Source organism: Arenimonas aestuarii (assembly GCF_054781715.1).
In genome coordinates this window covers 691271-712063 of sequence record NZ_BAAGTW010000004.1, presented here as the reverse complement: position 1 = coordinate 712063, position 20793 = coordinate 691271, and the positions used below count along the sequence as shown (strand labels likewise).

The 20793-nt window shown below is 68.8% G+C and carries 20 protein-coding genes; 8 read left to right on the top strand and 12 right to left on the bottom strand.

Going from position 1 to position 20793, the window contains the following annotated elements:
- Window positions 1–32: 32 nt before the first annotated feature.
- The 5 genes from ACYVJH_RS04240 to ACYVJH_RS04220 form a co-directional block, all read right to left on the bottom strand.
- Window positions 33–2564 carry a sensor domain-containing protein gene (locus ACYVJH_RS04240; RefSeq protein ID WP_460453401.1) on the bottom strand — a complete coding sequence of 844 codons (2532 nt, stop codon included), beginning with the start codon at window positions 2562–2564 and terminating at the stop codon, window positions 33–35.
- Between the two features lie 81 nt (window positions 2565–2645).
- Window positions 2646–3533: a hydroxymethylglutaryl-CoA lyase gene (locus tag ACYVJH_RS04235; RefSeq protein WP_460454263.1), complete on the bottom strand. Its 888-nt coding sequence runs from the start codon at window positions 3531–3533 to the stop codon at window positions 2646–2648.
- A gap of 5 nt (window positions 3534–3538) precedes the next feature.
- A complete protein-coding gene (locus ACYVJH_RS04230; RefSeq protein ID WP_460453400.1) occupies window positions 3539–4111 on the bottom strand; it encodes a hypothetical protein in 573 nt (190 codons plus the stop codon).
- Entirely contained in the window at window positions 4108–6108 is a 2001-nt protein-coding gene (locus tag ACYVJH_RS04225; RefSeq protein WP_460453399.1) for an acetyl/propionyl/methylcrotonyl-CoA carboxylase subunit alpha, read from the bottom strand. The genes ACYVJH_RS04230 and ACYVJH_RS04225 overlap by 4 nt, the downstream gene beginning before the upstream one ends.
- A gap of 54 nt (window positions 6109–6162) precedes the next feature.
- Window positions 6163–6948, bottom strand: coding sequence for an enoyl-CoA hydratase-related protein (locus tag ACYVJH_RS04220; protein WP_460453398.1), 786 nt, complete (start codon window positions 6946–6948; stop codon window positions 6163–6165).
- Window positions 6949–7069: 121 nt separating this feature from the next.
- Between ACYVJH_RS04220 and ACYVJH_RS04215 the strand changes: the two genes are divergently transcribed.
- From ACYVJH_RS04215 to ACYVJH_RS04205, 3 genes are read left to right on the top strand one after another with little or no spacing between them, the layout of a single operon-like run.
- Entirely contained in the window at window positions 7070–7315 is a 246-nt protein-coding gene (locus ACYVJH_RS04215; RefSeq protein ID WP_460453397.1) for a FeoA family protein, read from the top strand.
- Window positions 7312–9147 carry a ferrous iron transporter B gene (gene feoB, locus ACYVJH_RS04210; protein ID WP_460453396.1) on the top strand — a complete coding sequence of 612 codons (1836 nt, stop codon included), beginning with the start codon at window positions 7312–7314 and terminating at the stop codon, window positions 9145–9147. Before ACYVJH_RS04215 ends, feoB begins: the two co-directional genes overlap by 4 nt.
- Window positions 9144–9386: a DUF6587 family protein gene (locus ACYVJH_RS04205; protein WP_460453395.1), complete on the top strand. Its 243-nt coding sequence runs from the start codon at window positions 9144–9146 to the stop codon at window positions 9384–9386. The genes feoB and ACYVJH_RS04205 overlap by 4 nt, the downstream gene beginning before the upstream one ends.
- A 24-nt stretch (window positions 9387–9410) precedes the next feature.
- Here the strand turns inward: ACYVJH_RS04205 and ACYVJH_RS04200 are convergent, their stop codons facing one another.
- From ACYVJH_RS04200 to ACYVJH_RS04180, 5 genes are all read right to left on the bottom strand, one after another.
- Entirely contained in the window at window positions 9411–9869 is a 459-nt protein-coding gene (locus tag ACYVJH_RS04200) for a hypothetical protein (protein WP_460453394.1), read from the bottom strand.
- Window positions 9870–9890: 21 nt separating this feature from the next.
- Window positions 9891–11498, bottom strand: coding sequence for a carboxyl transferase domain-containing protein (locus ACYVJH_RS04195; protein ID WP_460453393.1), 1608 nt, complete (start codon window positions 11496–11498; stop codon window positions 9891–9893).
- Between the two features lie 100 nt (window positions 11499–11598).
- Window positions 11599–11943: a hypothetical protein gene (locus ACYVJH_RS04190; RefSeq protein ID WP_460453392.1), complete on the bottom strand. Its 345-nt coding sequence runs from the start codon at window positions 11941–11943 to the stop codon at window positions 11599–11601.
- A gap of 153 nt (window positions 11944–12096) precedes the next feature.
- Window positions 12097–12474, bottom strand: coding sequence for a hypothetical protein (locus tag ACYVJH_RS04185; RefSeq protein WP_460453391.1), 378 nt, complete (start codon window positions 12472–12474; stop codon window positions 12097–12099).
- Between the two features lie 215 nt (window positions 12475–12689).
- Window positions 12690–13865, bottom strand: a complete 1176-nt coding sequence (locus ACYVJH_RS04180; protein ID WP_460453390.1) for a thiolase family protein — start codon at window positions 13863–13865, stop codon at window positions 12690–12692.
- 139 nt (window positions 13866–14004) lie between these two features.
- Between ACYVJH_RS04180 and ACYVJH_RS04175 the strand changes: the two genes are divergently transcribed.
- Complete coding sequence (locus tag ACYVJH_RS04175; RefSeq protein ID WP_460453389.1) at window positions 14005–15327, top strand: tetratricopeptide repeat protein; 1323 nt, start codon at window positions 14005–14007, stop codon at window positions 15325–15327.
- Here ACYVJH_RS04175 and ACYVJH_RS04170 read toward each other — a convergent pair.
- Window positions 15324–16481, bottom strand: a complete 1158-nt coding sequence (locus tag ACYVJH_RS04170; protein WP_460453388.1) for an isovaleryl-CoA dehydrogenase — start codon at window positions 16479–16481, stop codon at window positions 15324–15326. The genes ACYVJH_RS04175 and ACYVJH_RS04170 overlap by 4 nt on opposite strands.
- A 113-nt stretch (window positions 16482–16594) precedes the next feature.
- On the bottom strand, window positions 16595–17695 hold the full coding sequence (locus ACYVJH_RS04165; RefSeq protein WP_460453387.1) for a Glu/Leu/Phe/Val dehydrogenase dimerization domain-containing protein: 1101 nt from the start codon (window positions 17693–17695) through the stop codon (window positions 16595–16597).
- Window positions 17696–18135: 440 nt separating this feature from the next.
- Between ACYVJH_RS04165 and ACYVJH_RS04160 the strand changes: the two genes are divergently transcribed.
- From ACYVJH_RS04160 to ACYVJH_RS04145, 4 genes are all read left to right on the top strand, one after another.
- Window positions 18136–18744, top strand: coding sequence for a sigma-70 family RNA polymerase sigma factor (locus ACYVJH_RS04160; protein WP_460453386.1), 609 nt, complete (start codon window positions 18136–18138; stop codon window positions 18742–18744).
- On the top strand, window positions 18741–19229 hold the full coding sequence (locus ACYVJH_RS04155; protein WP_460453385.1) for a cupin domain-containing protein: 489 nt from the start codon (window positions 18741–18743) through the stop codon (window positions 19227–19229). Before ACYVJH_RS04160 ends, ACYVJH_RS04155 begins: the two co-directional genes overlap by 4 nt.
- Before the next feature lie 71 nt (window positions 19230–19300).
- Window positions 19301–19882, top strand: coding sequence for a COG4315 family predicted lipoprotein (locus ACYVJH_RS04150; protein ID WP_460453384.1), 582 nt, complete (start codon window positions 19301–19303; stop codon window positions 19880–19882).
- Entirely contained in the window at window positions 19883–20782 is a 900-nt protein-coding gene (locus tag ACYVJH_RS04145) for a DUF3034 family protein (RefSeq protein WP_460453383.1), read from the top strand.
- Window positions 20783–20793: the final 11 nt, after the last annotated feature.

The window sequence follows — 20793 nt, the reverse complement described above, 5'->3', positions numbered from 1 at the left end:
CAGGAATGCGGAAAGCCCGGCATTTTACCCGGTCAGCCGGTGGTCTGGCGCAGGTAGGCGGCGAAACCATCGGGATCCATCGGCGGACTGAACAGGAAGCCCTGGCCGGTGCGAACGCCCAGGCCCAGCAGGAAGTCGCGCTGGGCGCTGCTTTCCACGCCCTCGGCGACCAGGTCCAGGCCCAGGGCCTCGGCGATGCCGGCCACGGCCTGGCAAATGGCGGTGTCCGATTGGTTGCCGGGCACGCCCTGCAGGAAGGCCTGGGCCAGCTTCAGGCCGTGGATCGGCAGGCGACGCAGGTAGTTGAGTGCGCTGTAGCCCTCGCCGAAATCGTCGATGGTCAACACCACCCCGAGCTGGCGCAGGCCCTCGAAGGTGCGATGGGTGTCGGGGGCGTCCTCGATGAGCACGCGCTCGGTGAATTCCAGTTCCAGCACTTCGCCCGGCAGGTCGTTGTCCGCCAGGCACTGCGCCACCAGCGGGACCAGGTCTTCGGTGAGGAACTGGCGGTAGGACACGTTCACCGCCATGCGCGCCGGCGCCAGCCCGGCCTTGCGCCAGGCCGCCATCTGCCGGCAGGCCGACTGGATGACCCAGGCGCCAATGCGCACGATGTCGCCGGTGGTTTCGGCGTGGTTGATGAATAGGTCGGGGCTGAGTTCGCCCAGTGCCGGATTGCGCCAGCGGATAAGCGCCTCGGCCGAACGCACGCGGCCGTCGGCCAGGTTCACCAGCGGCTGGAACACCAGCCGGAACTCCTCGTTGTCCAGCGCCCGCCGCAGCTGCGCCTCGACCTGCACGCGGTCATGCTGCTGGCGGGCCAGTTCCGGCGTGAAGGTTTGCCAGGTGTTGCGGCCGCGGCGCTTGGCGTCGTACATGGCCGCGTCGGCGTTGTTCACCAGCTGCTGCACGGTGGCGCCGTGTTCGGGGTAGCGGGCCAGGCCGACGCTGGTGGTGATGGTGAATTCCTCGCCGGCGTAGCGGAAGCTGTCGCCGAAGGCGTGGGTGATGCGTGCGGCCAGGGCTTCGGCGGCACCGGGGTCGTCGCGGGTGTCGGCCAGCACCAGGAATTCGTCGCCGCCGAATCGCGACAGGATGTCGTTCTCGCCGATGCAGCCTTCCAGCCGCCGCGCGGCGTTCACCAGCAGCTGGTCGCCGGCGGCGTGGCCCAGCAGGTCGTTCACCAGCTTGAACCGGTCAAGGTCGATGTACACGACGGTCAGGCCGCCTTCGCCTTCCATCACCCGGCGCTCGAGTTCGGTCAACGCGCCATCGCGGTTGAACAGCCCGGTCAGGGCGTCGGTGCGGGCCTGGCTGCGCAGGGCTTCTTCGATCTGCCGTCGCTGGGTGATGTCGTGCAGGACGCCGGTGATGCGGGCGGTCATCGGTGCACGGCCCTCGGACTGGCCGATCAGGCGCGCCCAATGCGACTGGCCATCGGGCTGGCGCAGCCGGATTTCCATGTCGAAGGCGCCGCCGTCGCGCAGCACGCTCTGCAGCGCTTCCTCGACCCGCGGGCGGTCGGCGCCGTCGACCTGGGCCAGTGCGTCCTCGAGCGTGCGCGGCGGGTCCTCGCGACGGCCGATGATGCGCAGGGCCTCGTCGGTCAGGTAGAGGCGTTCCCGTCCCCCGTCCCACTCCCAGCCGCCGATCCGGGCCAGGGCCTGGGTGCGCAGGAACAGGGCGCTGTCGCGCTTGAGCTCGGTGACGTCGGAAAACAGGGAGATCACCCGCGAAGGCGAACTCTCGCCGGCGCGGAACTGGGGCACCGACGTGGCCGACAGCCAGGTGAGCTGCTTGCGGCCGGTGTGGTAAACGCCCATCAGCGTTGATTCGATGATGCGGCCGGTGCGTGCGGCCCGCTGCGGGGGCAGTTCGCCGAAGCGCAGCGGCCAGCCCCGGTGGTCCACCACCAGCCAGTCCTGCCAGCGCAGGCTGCTGGCGATGCCTTCGTCCTCTGGCAGCCCCAGGATGCGCATCGCCGCGGCGTTGGCGGAAAGGGCGTGGCCGTCCCGGTCCTGCACCAGGACGCCCTTGTCCATCACCGACAGCAGGGTGTTGAGGTTTTCTTCGGCTTCGCGGCGGCCGGTGAGGTCACGCGCCACGGCGATGACGAACTGCTGCGGGCCGTCCTCGAACCGCGCCGAGTGCACCTCGACCGGGAAGCGGCTGCCATCGGCGCGCTTGTTGTAGACCTCGACCACGTGGGTGCGTTTGCGCGCCAGGGTTTCCAGCACCGGCGCCATGTGGTCCGGCGGCAGGTCGGGATTGATGACGTGGATCAGGTTGCCGACGATCTGGTCGCGCGGCAGGCCGTAGGCGAGTTCACCGGCGGTGTTGAGGTCGACGACGCGGCCATCCGCGTCGATCAGGCTCACCGGATCGGGCACCGCGTTGAACAGCTTCTGGTAGCGCAGGCTGGCGATGTCGGCTTCCCGCCGCAGCCCGTGCAGCATGGCCAGCAGCTCGGAAAGCAGCACAGGATCTTCGCAGCCCCGGCCGTCGGCCAGCAGGGCCTCGAGCTGGGACAGCATCGCCTCGTCGTCGTGCCTTCCCTCATCCATGCCTTCGCGACTCGCGGCCCCCGAGCAATGAAGGCCGAGAATACACTGCCGGGCGTAATGCACTAGCCCGGAGCGGGCGGCTCAGGAGGTGGCGAGGGTGACCTTGCTGCCTGAGTTGCGCCCCAGCTTGCCGGCGAGCCAACGGCCCGTCTCCACAAGCTTCCCCAGGTCCACGCCGGTCTTCACGCCCAGGCCGTCGAGCATGTAGACCACATCCTCGGTCGCCACGTTGCCGCTGGCACCCGGGGCGTAGGGGCAGCCGCCGGTGCCGGACACGGATGAATCCACCACCGCCACGCCATCCTCCAGGCAGGCCAGGATGTTGGCCAGGGCCTGGCCACGGGTGTCGTGGAAATGCACGGCCAGGGCCGCCATGGGCACCTCGGCCGCGACGGCGCGCAGCATGGCCCGGGCCTTGCCGGGGGTGCCGATGCCGATCGTGTCGCCCAGCGATACCTCGTAGCAGCCGGCTTCGTGCAGGCGGCGGGCGACCCGCACCACGTCGGCCAACGGCACCTCGCCCTGGTAGGGGCAGCCCAGCACCGTGGACACGTAGCCGCGCACCTTCACGCCATCGGCGCCGGCGCGTTCGAGCACGGGCAGGAAACGTTCGATGCTCTCGTCGATCGAGGCATTGATGTTCTTGCGATTGAAGGCCTCGGACGCGGCGCTGAACACGGCCACTTCCCTGGCGCCGACGGCCAGGGCACGTTCGTAGCCCTGCAGGTTGGGCACCAGCACGGGGTAGGCCACGCCGGGGGCCTTGCTGATGCCGGTGAAAACCTCGGCGGCATCGGCCATCTGCGGCACCCACTTGGGGCTGACGAAGCTGGTGGCCTCGATGCAGCGCAGGCCGGTGGCCGACAGGCGGTCGATCAGCGCGATCTTGTCGGCCGTCGGGACCATGACCTTCTCGTTCTGGAGGCCGTCGCGCGGACCGACCTCGACGATGCGGACGTGGGTGGGCAGGCCTGTCACTGCTGGCTTCCCTCGCGGCTGAACTGTTTGGGGTCGGTGCCGAACAGGCCCTCGAGTTCCAGCAGTTCCGGGTTGGCCGGGCCGGTGATCCAGCGCAGCTGCTCGAATTCGTCCGGTTCCTCATGGCGACGCACCAGCTTGCCCTGGGCATGCAGCTGGTCCACCGCCTCGTCCTTGACCGGCCAGATCGTCAGCTGGTCACCGCTCAGGCTGTAGCGCACGACGACGACATCGCTGGGCGCCACGCGGGCGTCGGCCTTGCCGGCCTCAAGCAACCAGTTGGCCCCGAACCAGGCGTAATGTTTGCCGGCATGCTGGCCCAGGTGCAGCTGCACGGGGGCCATGGCGGTGACGTCCGCGTCGCGGATTTCCTCGACCACCAGCCGGCAGTCGGCGCCGATGCGCAGTCGGCTGCGCTCGCCCTCGCCATAGGAAGCATCCGGAACCGAGAGCCACGAGCCCACGGCCTGGGGGTCGCAGCCCCGGGAGGCCAGGGGCGGGGTTTCGAAGAACGTGGCGGTGCAAGCGGACAACAGCAGCACGGCGGGCAGGACGGTCAGGTTCTTCATGGCTCCTCCAGCGTTATCAGCACGGCGTCGGCTTCGACGAACTCGCCCTCGGCGGCCTGCACCTTGGCGATCGTGCCCGCACGCGGGGCGCGCAGGCTCAGCTCCATCTTCATGGCTTCCATCACGACCAGTTCCTGGGCTTCCTCGACGGCCTGGCCGGCCTTGGCCTTCACGACCACGATCCGGCCGGGCATGGGTGCGGTCAGGCGGTCGGCGCCAGCGGCAGCGTCGCCCTGGTCGAACAGGAAGGCCGGCACGCGTTCGAGCGTGAAGCGCTGCTCGCCGTCGTGCACCAGCACGTGCTTCTCGTCGGCCCGGGCGCGCACGCGCTGCTGCTGGTCGTCGATCCGCGCAACCAGCCGGCCTGCGACGTAGGCGGCAGCCTCGACGCGCAGCGTCACGCCGCCGCTTTCCAGGGTGTAGTCGCCGGCACTGCCGTGGGCGCGCAGTTCCAGGCGCTCGCCGCGGTAAACGAAACACAGCAGGCGTTCGCCGCCGTGGCCCAGGCGCCAGCCGTCGGCGATGCCCCAGGGCGAATGCGGGTCGCCGCTGGCGGCCGTGTTGGCGTGCGTGGCGTCTTCGTCGTGCAGCAGGCAGGCGGTGGCGGCCAGCGCCAGCAGGGCCGGCGGCAGCGGGTCTTCCTTGGGCAGGACGTCGTCCAGGTGGCGGTCGAGGTAGGCGGTATGGATGGTGCCCTCGACCACTTCCGGATGGCGCACCAGCTTTTCCAGGAAGGCGATGTTGGACTTGGGGCCGACCACTTCGCAGTCGGCCAGGGCGTCGCGCAGGCGGGCGAGGGCACGCGGGCGGTCGGCGTCGTGCACGATGAGCTTGGCGATCATCGGGTCGTAATGGATGGTGACCGTGTCGCCTTCGACCACGCCGGTGTCCAGGCGCACGTGCGCGCTGGCGGCCGGCAGGCGCAGCACCTCGAGCTTGCCCGAGCCGGGCAGGAAACCCTGCGAGGGGTCTTCGGCGTACAGGCGCACTTCGATGGCGTGGCCCTGGCGTTCGATGGCGTCCTGGGCCAGTGGCAGGGCGTCGCCCGCGGCCACGCGCAGCTGCCATTCCACCAGGTCCAGGCCCGTCACTAGCTCGGTGACCGGGTGTTCGACCTGCAGGCGGGTGTTGATTTCCATGAAGTAGAAATCGCCCTGGGGGCCGACGATGAACTCGACGGTGCCGGCGTTGACGTAGTCGATCGCGCGGGCGGCTTCGACGGCGGCCTGGCCCATGCGCTGGCGCAGGTCGGGGGTCACGAAGGGCGAGGGCGACTCCTCGACGACCTTCTGGTAGCGGCGCTGGGCCGAACATTCGCGTTCGCCCAGGTGGATGATCTGCCCGTGGCTATCGCCGAAGACCTGGATCTCGATGTGGCGCGGGGTTTCGACGAAACGCTCGAGCAGCACGCGGTCGCGGCCGAAGGCGCCGGTGGCTTCGCGCTGGCAGCTTTCCAGTGCGGCGGCGAAGTCTTCGCTGGCGCGCACGATGCGCATGCCCTTGCCGCCGCCGCCGTGGGCGGCCTTGATCATCAGCGGGTAGCCAATGCCGTCGGCCTCGATCTGCAGGCGGCCGGGGTCCTGGTCCTCGCCGGTGTAGCCGGGCACCACGGGCACGCCGCGGGCTTGCATCAGCTGCTTGGCGCCGGCCTTGCTGCCCATCTTGCGCATGGACGCGGCGCGCGGGCCGATGAACACCAGGCCGGCGGCTTCCACCGCTTCGGCGAAATCGGCGTTTTCGCTGAGGAAACCGTAGCCGGGGTGGATGGCCTGGGCGCCGGTCTTCTTTGCAACCTCGAGGATGGCGTCACCGCGCAGGTAGCTGTCCTGCGGCCGCGGTCCGCCAATCGGCCAGGCCTCGTCCGCCAGCCGCGCGTGCTGCGCACCGGCATCGGCTTCCGAATACACGGCCACCGTGCGGACACCCAGCTTGCGGCAGGTGCGGATGACCCGGCAGGCGATTTCGCCGCGGTTGGCGATCAGGATTTTATTGAACATTCTTTTTTGTTCGCGGATGGATACGGAGGCAGCGTCCGGAGTGTAACCGCCCGGTCACGACCACGAAGGCCGGCGCTTGTCGAGGAAGGCGGTCAGGCCTTCCTGGCCTTCGGGGGAAACCCGCAGGCGGGCGATGAGGGCGGCGTTTTCGATGTCGGTCGCGGCGGCCGATGCCAGGCTCATGCCGGCCATGCGCAGGGCCAGCTGCTTGGCCTCGCGCTGCGCTTCCGGGCCGCCCTTGAGCCAGAAGTGCAGGGTGCGGTCCAGGCGCTCGTCGAGCTGTGGCGGCGCGCAGGTTTCGTGCAGCAGGCCGATCGAAACGGCGTCCCGGGCGTCGATGACTTCGGCGCCGGTGAACAGGCGGCGGGCGTGGCGGCCGCCGATGGCCTGCACCACGTAGGGCGAGATCACCGCCGGCACCAGACCCAGCTTGACCTCCGACAGCGAGAACTTGGCCGTGTCCACGCCGATCGCGTAGTCGCAGCAGGCCACCAGGCCGACGCCACCCCCGTAGGCCGAGCCATTGACCCGGCAGAGCGTGGGCTTGGACAGGAAGTTGAGCGTGCGCATCAGCCTGGCCAGGCGCAGCGAATCGTCGCGGTTTTCTTCTTCGCTGGCCTGGGCCATGCGTCGCATCCAGCCCAGGTCGGCGCCGGCGGAGAAGGTGCTGCCGTCGCCGGTCAGCACCACGGCCCGAACGGCGGGGTCGGCGTCCAGGGCCTCCAGGGCCTCGGTCAGTTCGGCGATCAGGGCGTCGTCGAAGGCGTTGTGCAGGGACGGCCGGGCCAGGGCCAGGCGGGCGACGGGGCCGTCGCGGTCGAGTCGGATGGCGGAGGTCATGCGGTCTCCTTGGGGCAAGCGGCCATGATACCGGCTGGCCCGCGGGCGCCGGCACCCGCGGGCTATTGCGGCGCCCGGGACGGGTGTATAATGCGAATCATTCGCACCTAGGCCGCCACCCATGGTCCTCGCCGATCTGCCCACTGGCCACGAAGCCACCGTCTCGGACGTGCGCGATTCCAGTCCCGGCGACGCCGTCGCCCGGCGCCTGCGCGACATCGGCTTCGTGCCCGGTGAACGCGTGCGCCTGCTTACCCGCGGACCACTGGGCGGTGAACCGCTGCTGGTGCAGGTCGGTTTCACCCGGTTCGCCATGCGTCGCCAGGAGGCTGCACGCGTGAAGCTCGAGGTGCCGGCGGCCAAATGAGCGCGCTGAACATCGCCCTGGTGGGCAACCCGAACTGCGGCAAGACCGCGCTGTTCAATCGCCTCACCGGCAGCCGGCAGAAGGTCGCCAACTACGCCGGCGTTACCGTCGAGCGCAAGGAAGGCCTGTTCCGCACCCCGGGCGGCCGCAACGTGCGCGTGCTGGACCTGCCGGGCGCCTACAGCCTGGACGCCACGAGTCCCGACGAGGCGATCACCCGCGCCGCCTGCCATGGCGAACTGCCCGGCGAACCGGTGCCCGACCTGCTGGTCTGCGTCGCCGACGCCACCAACCTGCGCCTGCACCTGCGCTTCGTGCTGGAAGTGCGCCGCCTGGGCAAGCCGATGCTGCTGGCGCTCAACCAGATGGACCAGGCCAAGCGCCGGGGCATCACCATTGATGTGGCGGCGCTGCAGGCACGCCTGGGCATCCCGGTCATTGAAACGATCGCGGTCAGGCGCGAAGGCGCCAACGCCTTGCTGGCCCACCTGGACGATGCCGTGCCGGCGCCACCCGAACCCGGCGACGACCACGGCGACCTGCACGCCCAGGTTCAGGCGCTGCTGGCCGAAACCGTGTCCATGCCCGAACGCACCAGCCGCCTGGACGAACGCCTGGATCGCTGGCTGCTGCATCCGGTGTGGGGCCTGGTGATCCTGGCGGCGGTGCTGTTCCTGATGTTCCAGGCGGTTTTCAGCTGGGCCGGGCCGCTGCAGGACGCGCTGGCCGGCTGGATTTCCACGCTCGGCGGCATCGTCGGCGACCTGATGCCCGATGGGGCGCTGCGCAGCCTGGTGCAGGACGGGCTGTTTGCCGGCCTGGGCACAGTGATGGAGTTCCTGCCCCAGATCCTGCTGCTGTTTGCTTTCATCCTGGCGCTGGAGGAGTCGGGCTACCTGCCGCGTGCGGCCTTCCTGCTCGACAAGCCCATGCGCGCCGCCGGCCTGACCGGGCGCAGCTTCATTCCGCTGCTGTCGAGTTTCGCCTGCGCCATTCCCGGCATCATGGCCACGCGCTCGATCCAGGACCCGCGCGACCGCCTGGCCACGATCATGGTGGCACCGCTGATGACCTGCTCGGCGCGGCTGCCGGTGTATGCACTGCTCATCGGCGCCTTCATCCCGGACCAGACGGTGTGGGGCGTGTTCAACCTGCAGGGACTGGTGCTGTTCGGCCTTTACGCGGGCGGCATCGTCAGCGCCATGGCCGCGGCCTGGGTGATCAAGCACGTGCGCCGTACCGAAGGCGAACACGTGCTTCTGCTCGAGCTGCCCAGCTACCGCCTGCCCAACCCGATGGACCTGGCGATCGGCCTGTGGGAACGCGCCAGCATTTTCATGCGCCGGGTCACCGGCATCATCCTGTCGCTGACGGTGCTGCTGTGGTTCCTGGCCAGCTACCCGGCGCCACCGGAAGGCACCACGCTGCCGGCCATCGACTACAGCCTGGCCGGGCGCATCGGCCACTGGCTGGAACCCATCTTCGCGCCGATCGGTTTCAACTGGCAGATCTGCATTGCGCTGATTCCCGGCCTGGCCGCGCGCGAAGTAGCCGTGGCGGCCCTGGCGACGGTGTACGCGCTATCGGCCAGCAACGACAGCGAAGCCATCACCCAGCTCTCGCCGCTGATCGCCGCCGACTGGTCGCTGGCGACGGCGCTGTCGCTGCTGGTCTGGTACGTGTACGCGCCGCAGTGCCTGTCCACCATCGCGGTGATCAAGCGCGAGACCAACAGCTGGAAGCAGGCCGGCTACGCCACGGTGTACCTGTTCGCGCTGGCCTACCTGGCCTCGCTCATCACTTACCAGCTGACGATGTGGCTGACCTCATGAGTCCGCTGCTGCAATCGCTGCTGGTGCTGGCCATCGTGCTGGCCTGCAGTGTCTCGGTGCTGCGTCGGCTGGCGCCGCGGGTGGCCTGGCAGGCGCAGGCGCGGCTGTCGTACTTCCTTGAACGCCAGGGGCGGCCGACCTGGCTGCGCCGTCTCGGCCAGTCGCTGCGGCCCCCAATGCGAGCCGCGGCCAGCGCCTGCGGCACCGGCGGCTGCAACACCTGCAACGGCTGTAAATAGGCGAAAGGTCCGCTACGCCGGCGGTCAGGGCGCGAAGGTCTTCATCATGCCGAACACCCAGACGAGGCATAGCGGAGCACCCAAGGCCAGGGCTCGGATGAAACCTGCATCGTCGATCCGATCAGTGAGTGTGGTCAGAGGAGGGGGGCGCCAAAGGTTGGCCGCGCCCAGCACCAGGGCCGGGGCGAGCGCAGTCGCGAAGGCCACGGGCAGCGGCGCGAGACCCGGGCCATGCATCCACGCCAGCCATTCCGCTGCCGCGGCAACCAGCACCACGGCGCCGCTGATGAAAGGGCGAAAGCACCCGATCGCCGCCGACGCCGCCACGGCCATCAGCCACACAAAGAAGGATGGCTTGCCCGTGTCTGACGCCAGCTCGGCTGCGAAGCCAGCCACGACGATGAAGCCGAGCGTCCAGAGCCGGATCCGCCGGCGAAGGGCGGCCGGTTCGCGGGTGGAGTCGGTCGGATCAAGATCGGCCACGTAATCAGGTCCCGACCTGCGTTACATCCGGAAGACGCCGAAGCGGTCTTTTTCGATGGGGGCGTTGAGGCTGGCGGAGAGGGCCAGGCCCAGGACGCGGCGGGTGTCGGCGGGGTCGATGATGCCGTCGTCCCAGAGGCGGGCGCTGGCGTAGTAGGGATGGCCCTGGCGTTCGTACTGGTCGCGGATGGGCGACTTGAAGCCTTCCTCTTCCTCGGCGCTCCAGGTCTTGCCGGCGCCTTCGATGCCGTCGCGTTTCACCGTGGCCAGCACGCTGGCGGCCTGTTCGCCGCCCATCACGGAGATGCGGGCGTTGGGCCACATCCACAGGAAACGGCCGCCGTAGGCTCGGCCGCACATGGCGTAGTTGCCGGCGCCGAAGCTGCCGCCGATGACGACGGTGAACTTGGGTACGTGCGAACACGCCACAGCGGTGACCATCTTGGCGCCGTCCTTGGCGATGCCGGCGTTTTCATACTTCTTGCCGACCATGAAGCCGGTGATGTTCTGCAGGAACACCAGCGGGATGTCGCGCTGGTTGCACAGCTCGATGAAGTGCGCGCCCTTGAGCGCGCTTTCGGCGAACAGGATGCCGTTGTTGGCGATGATGCCCACCGGGTAGCCGTGGATATGCGCGAAACCGCAGACCAGCGTCTTGCCGTAGCGCGCCTTGAACTCCTGGAACTCGCTGCCGTCGACCACGCGGGCGATGACCTCGCGGATGTCGAAAGGCCGGCGCGTGTCCTTGGGAATGACGCCATAGAGCTGTTCGGCCGGGAACAAGGGTTCGCGCGGCGGCTGCACGGCCACCGGCAGCTGCTTGCGCCGGTTGAGGTGGCGCACCACGTCGCGGGCGATCTGCAGCGCATGGCGATCGTTTTCGGCGAAGTGGTCGGCGACGCCGCTGACGGAGGTATGCACGTCGGCGCCACCGAGGGATTCGGCATCCACCACCTCGCCGGTGGCGGCCTTCACCAGCGGCGGGCCGCCCAGGAAGATGGTGCCCTGTTCCTTCACGATGATCGATTCGTCGCACATGGCCGGCACGTAGGCGCCGCCGGCGGTGCAACTGCCCATCACCACGGCGATCTGCGGGATGTTCTTCGCGCTCAGCCGGGCCTGGTTGTAGAAGATGCGGCCGAAGTGTTCCTTGTCCGGGAAAACCTCGTCCTGCAGGGGAAGGAAGGCGCCACCGGAATCGACGAGGTAGATGCAGGGCAAGTGGTTTTCCAGCGCCACTTCCTGGGCCCGCAGGTGTTTTTTCACCGTCATCGGGAAGTAGGTGCCGCCTTTCACCGTGGCGTCGTTGGCGACCACCACCACCTCGATGCCGTGCACGCGGCCGATGCCGGTGATCACGCCCGCGGCGGGCGCGGCGTCGTCGTACATGCCGCCGGCGGCCAGCGCCGAGAGCTCCAGGAAGGGCGAGCCCGGGTCGAGCAGGGCGGCGACACGTTCGCGCGGCAGCAGCTTGCCGCGTTCGGTGTGTTTCTTGCGGGCTTTCTCGCCGCCGCCTTCAGCGACCTTGGCGAGGCGTGACTCGAGGTCCTGGACCGCGGCGCGCAGCTGCGCATCGTTTTCCTGGAACTGGGGGTCGCGGGGGTCGATGTGGCTGCTGAGGATGCTCATGCGCGGTAATCGGTGGGGTATCCCCCGGAGTTTAAGCGCCCGGGCGAAAAAAAACCGCCGGCACGGGGCCGGCGGTTTTGGGTGTTGCTGGCGCTGAGGCTTAGTTGGCCTCGTCGATCTCGCCTTCTTCGTCGGTGGTGATCGACTCGTCCACGGCCTCGGCGGCGTCGTTCACTGCTTCTTCGGCGGCGTCGCCGATGGCTTCACCGGCTTCCTGCATCTCGTTGCCGGCCTCTTCCATCGCGTCTTCGGTACGCTCGGCAGCGGCGTCCATGTCGGCGGCGGCTTCGTCGGCAGCGGCTTCCATCACGTCAGCGGATTCTTCGGCAGCGGCCTCGATGGCGGCGCCGGCTTCGTCGGCTTCCTGCTCGGTCTGCGGGCTGCAGGCGGCCAGGCCAAAGGCGAGGGCAATGGCGGTGGCCAGGGCAAAAGTCGGATTACGCATGGTGTATCTCCCCAATATTGGTGGTTGTCGCGACCTTCACGGCCGCCGTGGTGCAGCATACCCGTGTCAGCGGCCTTGGGCGCAACCGGGGCGAAAAAAAACGGGCGCGACCTGGGCCGCACCCGTTTCTTCAAAGCGACGAATGAGCCAGGCTCAGTACTCGTCAGCAGCCTCGTCGGCAGCCTCTTCGGCGGCGTCGGCGGCGTCTTCGGCCACTTCTTCAGCCTGGTCGGCCATGTCGGCGGCGGCGTCGGCCATTTCTTCGGTGCCAGCGGCAGCAGCGTCGAGGGCGGCGTCGGCGGCCACGTCGGCAGCGTCGGACGCGGCATCGGCCGAGTCAGCGGCAGCGTCGGCGGCGACGTCGGTGGCGGCGTCGGTGGCGGCAGCAGCAGCGTCGGCGGCGTCGGAGGCGGCAGCTTCGGCGGAGGCAGCGGCTTCTTCGGCCGAATCGGCCGCCTGCTCAGCCTGGTTGGAGCAGGCCGCCAGGGCCAGGCCCAGGGCCGTGGCGAGCAGGATCTTGTTCAGGGACATGGGTGAATTCCTCGTCTGGACATATGGGAAATCTGAAACGTGTCGATCAGCACATGAACACGCCGGCAAAATCATGTCAGGAACTGAAGGGGAGTCAAGCATTCGTTTGTTTTAACCAAATTTGAACGAATGGCTCGACCCCGTCCAAAGGCCGGTTGAGACCCGGTCCGGAGGGCGGGGAGGGGCCCGGCGCGGTGCTGCCCGGGCCCTCGGGCTCAGGCCAGCTCGATCGCCAGGGCCGTGGCCTCGCCGCCGCCAATGCACAGGGCGGCAACGCCGCGCTTGCCGCCGCGGCGCTTGAGCGCATTGACCAGGGTCACCACCAGGCGGGCACCGGAGGCGCCGATCGGGTGGCCCAGGGCGCAGGCGCCGCCGTGCACGTTGAGCTTGTCGTGGGCGATGCCCAGTTCCTTGATCGGCGCCATGGCGACGACCGCGAAGGCTTCGTTGACCTCGAACAGGTCGACGTCCCCGACCTTCCAGCCGGCCTTGTCGAGCACCTTCTGGATGGCCGACACCGGCGCGGTGGTGAACCACTCCGGGGCCTGGGAGTGGGTGGCGTGCGCAACGATCGTGGCGATCGGCGCCAGGCCCTGGGCCTTGGCGGCGTCTTCGGAGGCCAGCACCAGGGCGGCGGCACCGTCGTTGATCGACGACGACGCGGCGGCGGTGATGGTGCCGTCCTTCTTGAAGGCCGGGCGCAGGCTCGGGATCTTGTCGATGTTGCAGCGCCCCGGCTGTTCGTCGGTGTCGATCACGGTGTCGCCCTTGCGGCCGGCGACGGTGACCGGGGCGATTTCGTCCTTGAAGCTGCCGTCGGCCTGGGCGGCCAGGGCGCGGCGCACCGATTCGGCGGCGTAGGCGTCCTGCTGCTCGCGGCTGAAGCTGTACTTGTCGGCGCACATCTCGCCGAACACGCCCATGGCCTGCTTGTCGTAGGGATTGACCAGGCCGTCCCAGGCCATGTGGTCAAGCATCTCGGTGTTGCCGAACTTGGTGCCGGTGCGCGAGTTCATCAGCAGGTGCGGGGCATTGGTCATCGACTCCATGCCGCCGGCGACGACGACGCTGGCCGAACCGGCCTTGATCAGGTCGTGGCCCATCATGATCGCCTTCATGCCCGAACCGCAGACCTTGTTGATGGTGGTGCAGCCGGCCGACGTCGGCAGGCCGGCGCCCAGCGCCGCCTGGCGGGCCGGGGCCTGGCCCAGGCCGGCGGGCAGCACGCAGCCCATGATCACCTCGTCGACCTTGTCGCCGGCCACGCCGGCCTGTTCGACCGCCGCCTTGATGGCGGTGCTGCCGAGCTGGGTGGCGGGCACGCCGGTGAACTGGCCCAGCAGGGCCCCGAGGGCGGTGCGCTTGGCACCGGCGATGACGACCTTGGACATGGTGGCTCCGGATAACGTGGGAATCCCCCATTATAAACCGGGCCGCGATGTACCGAAGGTCACCGGCACTTTCGGGAGCGGCGCCGGGCCCGCCGGGTGCGCTTGAATACGCATCCCCCCAAAGCCAGGAAGCCCCCCCATGACGGCCCTCGACTCCCTCGGCCACCCTCTGTCCGGCGCCTCGCCCCGGGCGGCGGAGCTCTACGACACTGCCCTGGCGCAGCTTCAGTGTTATCGCGGTGATCCGGTCGCAACGGCCACCGAGGCGGTGCAGGACAGCCCGGGCTTCGTGATGGGCCATGCGCTGCTGGCCTGGCTGTATCTCACGGCTTCCGAGACGGCGCCGCTGGCCCTGGCGCAGCAGTCCCTGCAGACCGCCCGGGACCTGCCGGCGACGCCGCGCGAACAGGCCCACCTGCAGGCTGCCGGTGACTGGCTGGAAGGGTCCTGGCACCTGGCCTCGCGCCGCCTGGAAGAGCTGAGCATCGCCCACCCCCGCGACGCGCTGGCGCTGCAGATCGGCCACCTGCTCGACTTCTACAACGGCGATTCGCGCCTGCTGCGCGACCGCATCAGCCGCGCGATGCCAGCCTGGTCGGAGGCGATGCCGGGTTACCACGCGGTGCTGGGCATGCATGCCTTCGGCTTCGAGGAAGCTGGCCAGTACGACAAGGCCGAAGCCGCCGGCCGCCGCGCCGTCGAGCTCAACCGCCACGATGGCTGGGCCTGGCATGCGGTGGCGCACGTCATGGAAATGCAGGACCGGGTGGACGAGGGCATTGCCTGGCTGCGCCACGATTCCCCGGCCTGGTCGGAGGAAAGTTTTTTCGCCGTGCACAACTGGTGGCACCTGGCGCTTTATTACCTCGAACGCGATGAAACCGAACGCGTGCTGGAACTCTTCGATGGCCCCATCTTCGGCCATGGTCCGGCGACGGCGCTGGAGCTGGTGGACGCCTCGGCCCTGCTGTGGCGTCTGCACCTTCGCGGTGTCGACCTGGGCGACCGCTGGGCGAAAGTGGCGGAGGCCTGGGCGCCACAGGCCGGTGCCGGCTGGTACGCCTTCAATGACGTGCATGCCGCGCTTGCCTTCATCTGTGCCGGCCGCGACGACCTGCTGGAGCTGGTGCGTGAGGGCCAGCGCCGGGCGATGGCCGGCAAGGGCGACAACGTGATGTTCACCGCCGAGGTGGGCAGCCCGCTGCTCGAATCCCTGCTGTGCCTGGCCCGCGGTGAGCACCGCGCCGCGGCCCGCGGCCTGCGCGACGTCCGCCGCATTGCCCACCACTTCGGTGGTAGCCACGCCCAGCGCGACCTGATCGAACTGAGTCTGGTCGAAGCTTCGCTGGGCAGCGGTGACCGTGCCCTGGCCGAAGCCGTCGTCGCCGAACGTGCGGCGCTGAAGCCGGGCCGCGCGAGCACGGCCGGATTCCTAAACCGGGTGTGGAACCAGTCGGCTTAGCCGCGGTCTTCGAACAGTTCGCGGCCGATCAGCATGCGGCGGATTTCGTTGGTGCCGGCGCCGATGGCGTAGAGCTTGGCGTCGCGCAGGATCCGGCCGGTGGCGTATTCGTTGATGTAGCCGTTGCCGCCCAGGGCCTGGATGCCTTCCAGGGCCACCTGCACGGCCGATTCGCTGGCGTGCAGCAGGCAGCTGGCGGAATCGACCCGGCTGGCGTGGCCGGCGTCGAAGTCGCGGGCCACCTGGTAGGCGAAGGCGCGGGACGACTGCAGGGCCGTGTACATGTCGGCGATCTTGCCCTGCATCAGGCCGAAGGTGCCGATGGCCTGGTCGAACTGCTTGCGCTCGCGCACGTAGGGCAGGGCGATGTCTAGCGCGGCCTGCATCAGGCCCAGCGGGCCGCCGGTCAGCACCAGGCGTTCGGTGTTGAGGCCGCTCATCAGGACCTTGACGCCCTGGTTGACCTCGCCCAGGACGTTTTCCGCGGGGATTTCGCAGTCTTCGAACACCAGCTCGCAGGTGTTGGAGCCGCGCATGCCCAGCTTGTCGAGCTTCTGGGCGGTGGAGAAACCCTTCATGCCCTTCTCGACGATGAAGGCGGTCATGCAGCGCGAGCCCGCCTCCTTGCCGGCGGTGCGCATGTAGACGATCAGCACGTCGGCTTCGGGGCCGTTGGTGATCCACATCTTGTTGCCGTTGGCGACCCAGACGCCGTCGCGCAGTTCGGCGCGGCAGCTCATCGAGCCCACCACGTCGGAGCCGGCGCCGGGCTCGGACATCGCCAGCGCGCCCTTGGCTTCGCCGCTGCACAGCGCGGGCAGGTACTTGCGGCGCTGCTCGTCGCTGCCGTTGGCGTACAGGTTGGCCACGCACAGGTTGCTGTGCGCGCCGTAGCTGAGGCCGACCGAACCGGAGGCACGGGAGATTTCCTCCATCGCCACCAGATGGGCCAGGTAGCCCATGTCCGAACCGCCGAATTCCGACGGCACGGTCATGCCCAGCAGGCCCATTTCGCCCAGCTTGGGCCACAGGTCCTGCGGGAAGACGTTGTCATGGTCTATCTGGGCCGCCCGCGGGGCGATCTCGCTGTCCGCGAAGCGCCGGACGGCGTCGCGCAGGGCGTCGAGGTCTTCACCGAGGGGGAACGTGCGCATGGGATCTCCAGCTGGAACCGGGGTCAGGATCGACCTTCACGGGTGATGATGCGGCAGGGCGGGGCCAGGGTCTGTGAACGTCGACCCTGGTCCCGGTTTTCAGCCAGTGCGGCTTAGTTGCCGCGGCGGCCCTGGAAGCGCGGGGCGGCGGCGCCCAGGTGCGGCAGGCGCAGCTTGCCGATGGCGGTGATGCGCTCTTCGGCCATGCGGTCGGCGGCCTTGTAGGTCGGGATCTTGTCGCGGTTGGCGATTTCGAAGATGCGGCCAAGGTTGTAGTAGATGGTGCGCATCATGCGCATGGCGCGCTCGCGGTTGTAGCCGTCGATTTCCAGCGACACGTTCATCAGGCCGCCGGCGTTCACGGCGTAGTCCGGGGCGTACAGCATGCCGCGCTTCTCGAGCTCGACGCCGATCTCGTCGTTGGCCAGCTGGTTGTTGGCGGCGCCGCAGATGACCTTGCACTTCAGGCGCGGCAGGGTCTGCTCGTTCACCGTGCCACCCAGGGCGGTCGGGGAGTAGACGTCCGCATCCACGTCGTAGATGTCGTCCAGGGCCACGGCCTCGCAGCCGTATTCGTCGACGGCGCGCTGCACGGCAGCCTTGTTGATGTCGGTGACGAAGACCTTGGCGCCGCGCTCACGCAGCAGCTTCACGAATTCCATGCCGACGTGGCCGACGCCCTGCACGGCGTAGGAGTAGTTGCCCACTTCCTCGTTGCCGAACTTGACCTGCAGCGCGGCCATCAGGCCCTGCAGCGTGCCGTAGGCGGTGAACGGCGACGGGTCGCCCGAGCCACCGTGCACCTGGTGCACGCCGGTGACGTAGTCGGTTTCGCGCAGCACGTATTCCATGTCGTTGACGTCGATGCCGACGTCCTCGGCGGTGATGTAGCGGCCGCCCAGCGAGTTGACGAAACGGCCGAAGGCGCGGAACAGCGCTTCGGACTTGTCCTTGTTCGGGTCGCCCCAGATCACCGCCTTGCCGCCGCCCAGGTTCAGGCCCGACACGGCCGCCTTGTAGGTCATGCCGCGGCTCAGGCGCAGCACGTCCTTCAGGGCCTCTTCCTCGCTGGCATACGGCCACATGCGCGTACCGCCCAGGGCCGGGCCCAGCACGGTGTTGTGGATCGCGATGATGGCCTTCAGGCCCGCGTCCTTGTTGTGGCAGAACACCACTTCCTCGTGGTTCGAGGTCGAGATGGTTTCGAAGATCATGGAAGGCTCCGGTCTGGCGGACTGCGCGGGGCCGGCTTCGGCGCCTCGTGCGAGATTGGATTAACAAGCGTCCGCAAGTTATTGATTTGAATGGCCTGCGTATTTGGAGTGCAGGGCCTCGCCGGTTTCCGGCGCGGCGTAGTGTAAAGCAAACGCTCTAGTCGGGCAGGGCCCGCCGTCACGCCCCGGCGGCCCACGCCCGTCGGCCGGGAAAGGCCGTCCGGCGGGTGCGCGGGCCGGGATGGCCGGTCGGCCACGGGGCCGGCGTTGGTAATAGTGCTTGGCGGTTTTATCTCTCCCCGGAGAACCGCCAGCCTCCAACCCTTAGAGCAGGGTTCATTGGGCGACCACCGCGTGGTCGCCCTTTTTTTGTCCGCGGCATTCACGCTCCCTGCAACCCCGGCAGCGGTAAATGGTGGCGAATTCGCCGCGGACCCGCCATGCCCCACCTGCAAAGCCCCACACGCCAGCAGGTCCGCTGCGACGAAGCCGCGCTCGTGGCCCTGCTGGGCCGCATCCGCTTCGGCGACGCCGAGGCCCTGGGCCAGCTTTATGACCAGGCGCTGGGCCAGGTCCACGGCCTGGCGCTGCGCGTGCTCGGCAATCCCCAGGACGCCGAGGAAGTGGTTTCCGACGTCTTCCTGCAGGTCTGGGACCGGGCGGTCAGCTACTGCCCGCAGCGCGGCGCGGTCATGGCCTGGCTGCAGACCCTCGCCTGGAGCCGGGCCATCGACCACCGGCGCAAGCGTGCCCGCCGCGCGCCACCGGGGCTGCATCCAGACGACGCCGCCCTGGCGTATAGAGAAAGTGAAGACCCGGCCCCGGAGCATCTGGCGGAAAGCCACGCCCTGGCCACCCGGGTCCATCAGGCACTGGACGCCTTGGCCCCCGGCCAGCGCCGCGTGCTTGAACTTGCTTTCTACGAGGACCTTTCCCACGCTGAAATCGCCGAACGCACCGGTATGCCCCTGGGCACCGTGAAGTCGCACGCCCGTCGCGGGCTGGCGAACCTGCGTTCGGCGATGGACGGCGAGGGCCACGCACCATGAGCCGTCCCGACATCGACGACACGACGCTGCTTGCGGCCGCCCTGGCCGGCATGCTGCCCGACGACCCGCCCGAGCCTGCGCGGGCCGCGTCGCTGCGCGCGCGCATCCTCGACAGCGCCCGTCGCAGCCGGACCCAGGTGGTGCGTGCCGACGAAGGCGACTGGACGCCGTTCCTGCCGGGCATCCATATCAAGACGCTGCGCAGGGATGCGCATACGTGCACCCAGACCAGCCTTTGGCGCATCGATCCGGGCGCGGTGATCCCACCGCATCCGCACACCAGCGAAGAAGAGTGCCTGGTGCTGTCGGGCTCCGTGGTTCACGACAGCATCGAATACTGCGCCGGCGACTATCTGCTGGCGGCCCCGGGCGAACGTCACCAGGCCTTCACTTCGCCGGCGGGGGCATTGCTGCTGATCCGCGGCGAACTGCTGCCCGATCCGGCGCGTGTCCGGGCCCTGCTGGAAACGCCGCCGGACGCCTGATGCATCCAGTCGCTGCCCCGGCGGCGTAAGCAGACAAGTACGCAAACCGCGTACGCCTCACCGGCGATGCCATGAAGCCCCTGTTCCACGTCTTTTCCGCTTGCCTGCTTGGCTGCCTGTTGCCGGTCGCCGCCGCAGCGCAGGTGACACCGGCCGCCAAGCCGGCCGCCACGCCTGCCGCCACGCCTGCCGCGGCCCCGATCGTCGAGACCCCCGCGCGGCTTTCCCCGCGCGAGGTCGCGCTCAACAGCCCGGTGCCGATCTGGCAGCGGCGCGGCATCCTGGTCGAGCAGGGCGGCCGAGCGCTCTACATCTTCACCGAGGACGTACCGGGGCAGAGCCGCTGCGACCCGAAGTGCGAACGCCTGTGGCCGCCGCTGTTCGCCGAAGCCACCGCCCGCCCGCACGGTCCCTTCACCATCGCCCGCAGCTACGACGGCCGGCCGATGTGGGCCTGGGAAGGCAAACCCCTGTACCGCTGGCTCTCGGATCGCAAGCGCGGTTCCGCCGGCGGCGACGGCGTCGCCGACGTCTGGTTCCTGGTGCAGGTGCCACCCGAACTCGACGGTTACGTCGTGCCGTATTTCCCGATGCCCATGCCCCGGCGCAGCGCCGATGCACCCGCCACTTTGCCCCGACCGAGGACACCCTAGATGACCGCCAAACCACACTCCCTGCCACGCTCCGCCCTGGCGCTGGCCCTGTGCTTGCCGCTGGGCCTGGCCCATGCCCAGTCGGATGACGACGAGACCGATATCAGCGGCAAGCTGCTGCTCACCGGCGGCGTCAGCCAGGTGGAAGGCTCCGCCGGAGGCGGCCTGACGCCCTGGGCCGTGATCGGCGGCTACGGCACCCGCGACCAGATCGGCGGCAATGCCTACTTCACCCGCGTCGACGTGGACGATTATTCGCTCGACAGCTACGGCGTGCTGGTTGGCCTGTACGACCGGGTCGAACTGAGTTTCTCGCGCCAGGAATTCGACACCCAGGCCATCGGCGGGGCCTTGGGCCTGGGCAACGGATTCACCTTCACCCAGGACACGATCGGCGTGAAGGTGAAGGTGTTCGGCGATGCAGTGCTTGAACAGGACACCTGGCTGCCGCAGGTGGCCATCGGCGCCCAGTACAAGAAAAACGACCAGCCCGGCGTGCTCGCCTTCGTCGGCGCCCGCGACGACAGCGGCGTGGACTATTACGTCAGCGCCACCAAGCTGTACCTGGACAAGAGCCTGCTGCTCAACACCACGCTGCGCCTGACCAAGGCCAACCAGTTCGGCATCCTGGGTTTCGGCGGCGACCTCAACGACGACTACGAAGCCCAGCTCGAGGGTTCCTTCGCCTACCTGCTGACGCGCAACCTGGCGATCGGCGGCGAGTACCGCATGAAGCCCGACAACCTGGGCATCGCCGAGGAAAACGACGCCTGGGACCTGTTCGTCGCCTGGGCGCCGGTCAAGAACGTATCGCTGACCCTGGCCTACGTGGACCTGGGCAACATCGTCATCGCCGACAACCAGCGCGGCGTCTACGCCTCGCTGCAGGTGGGCTTCTGAGCCATGGAGAT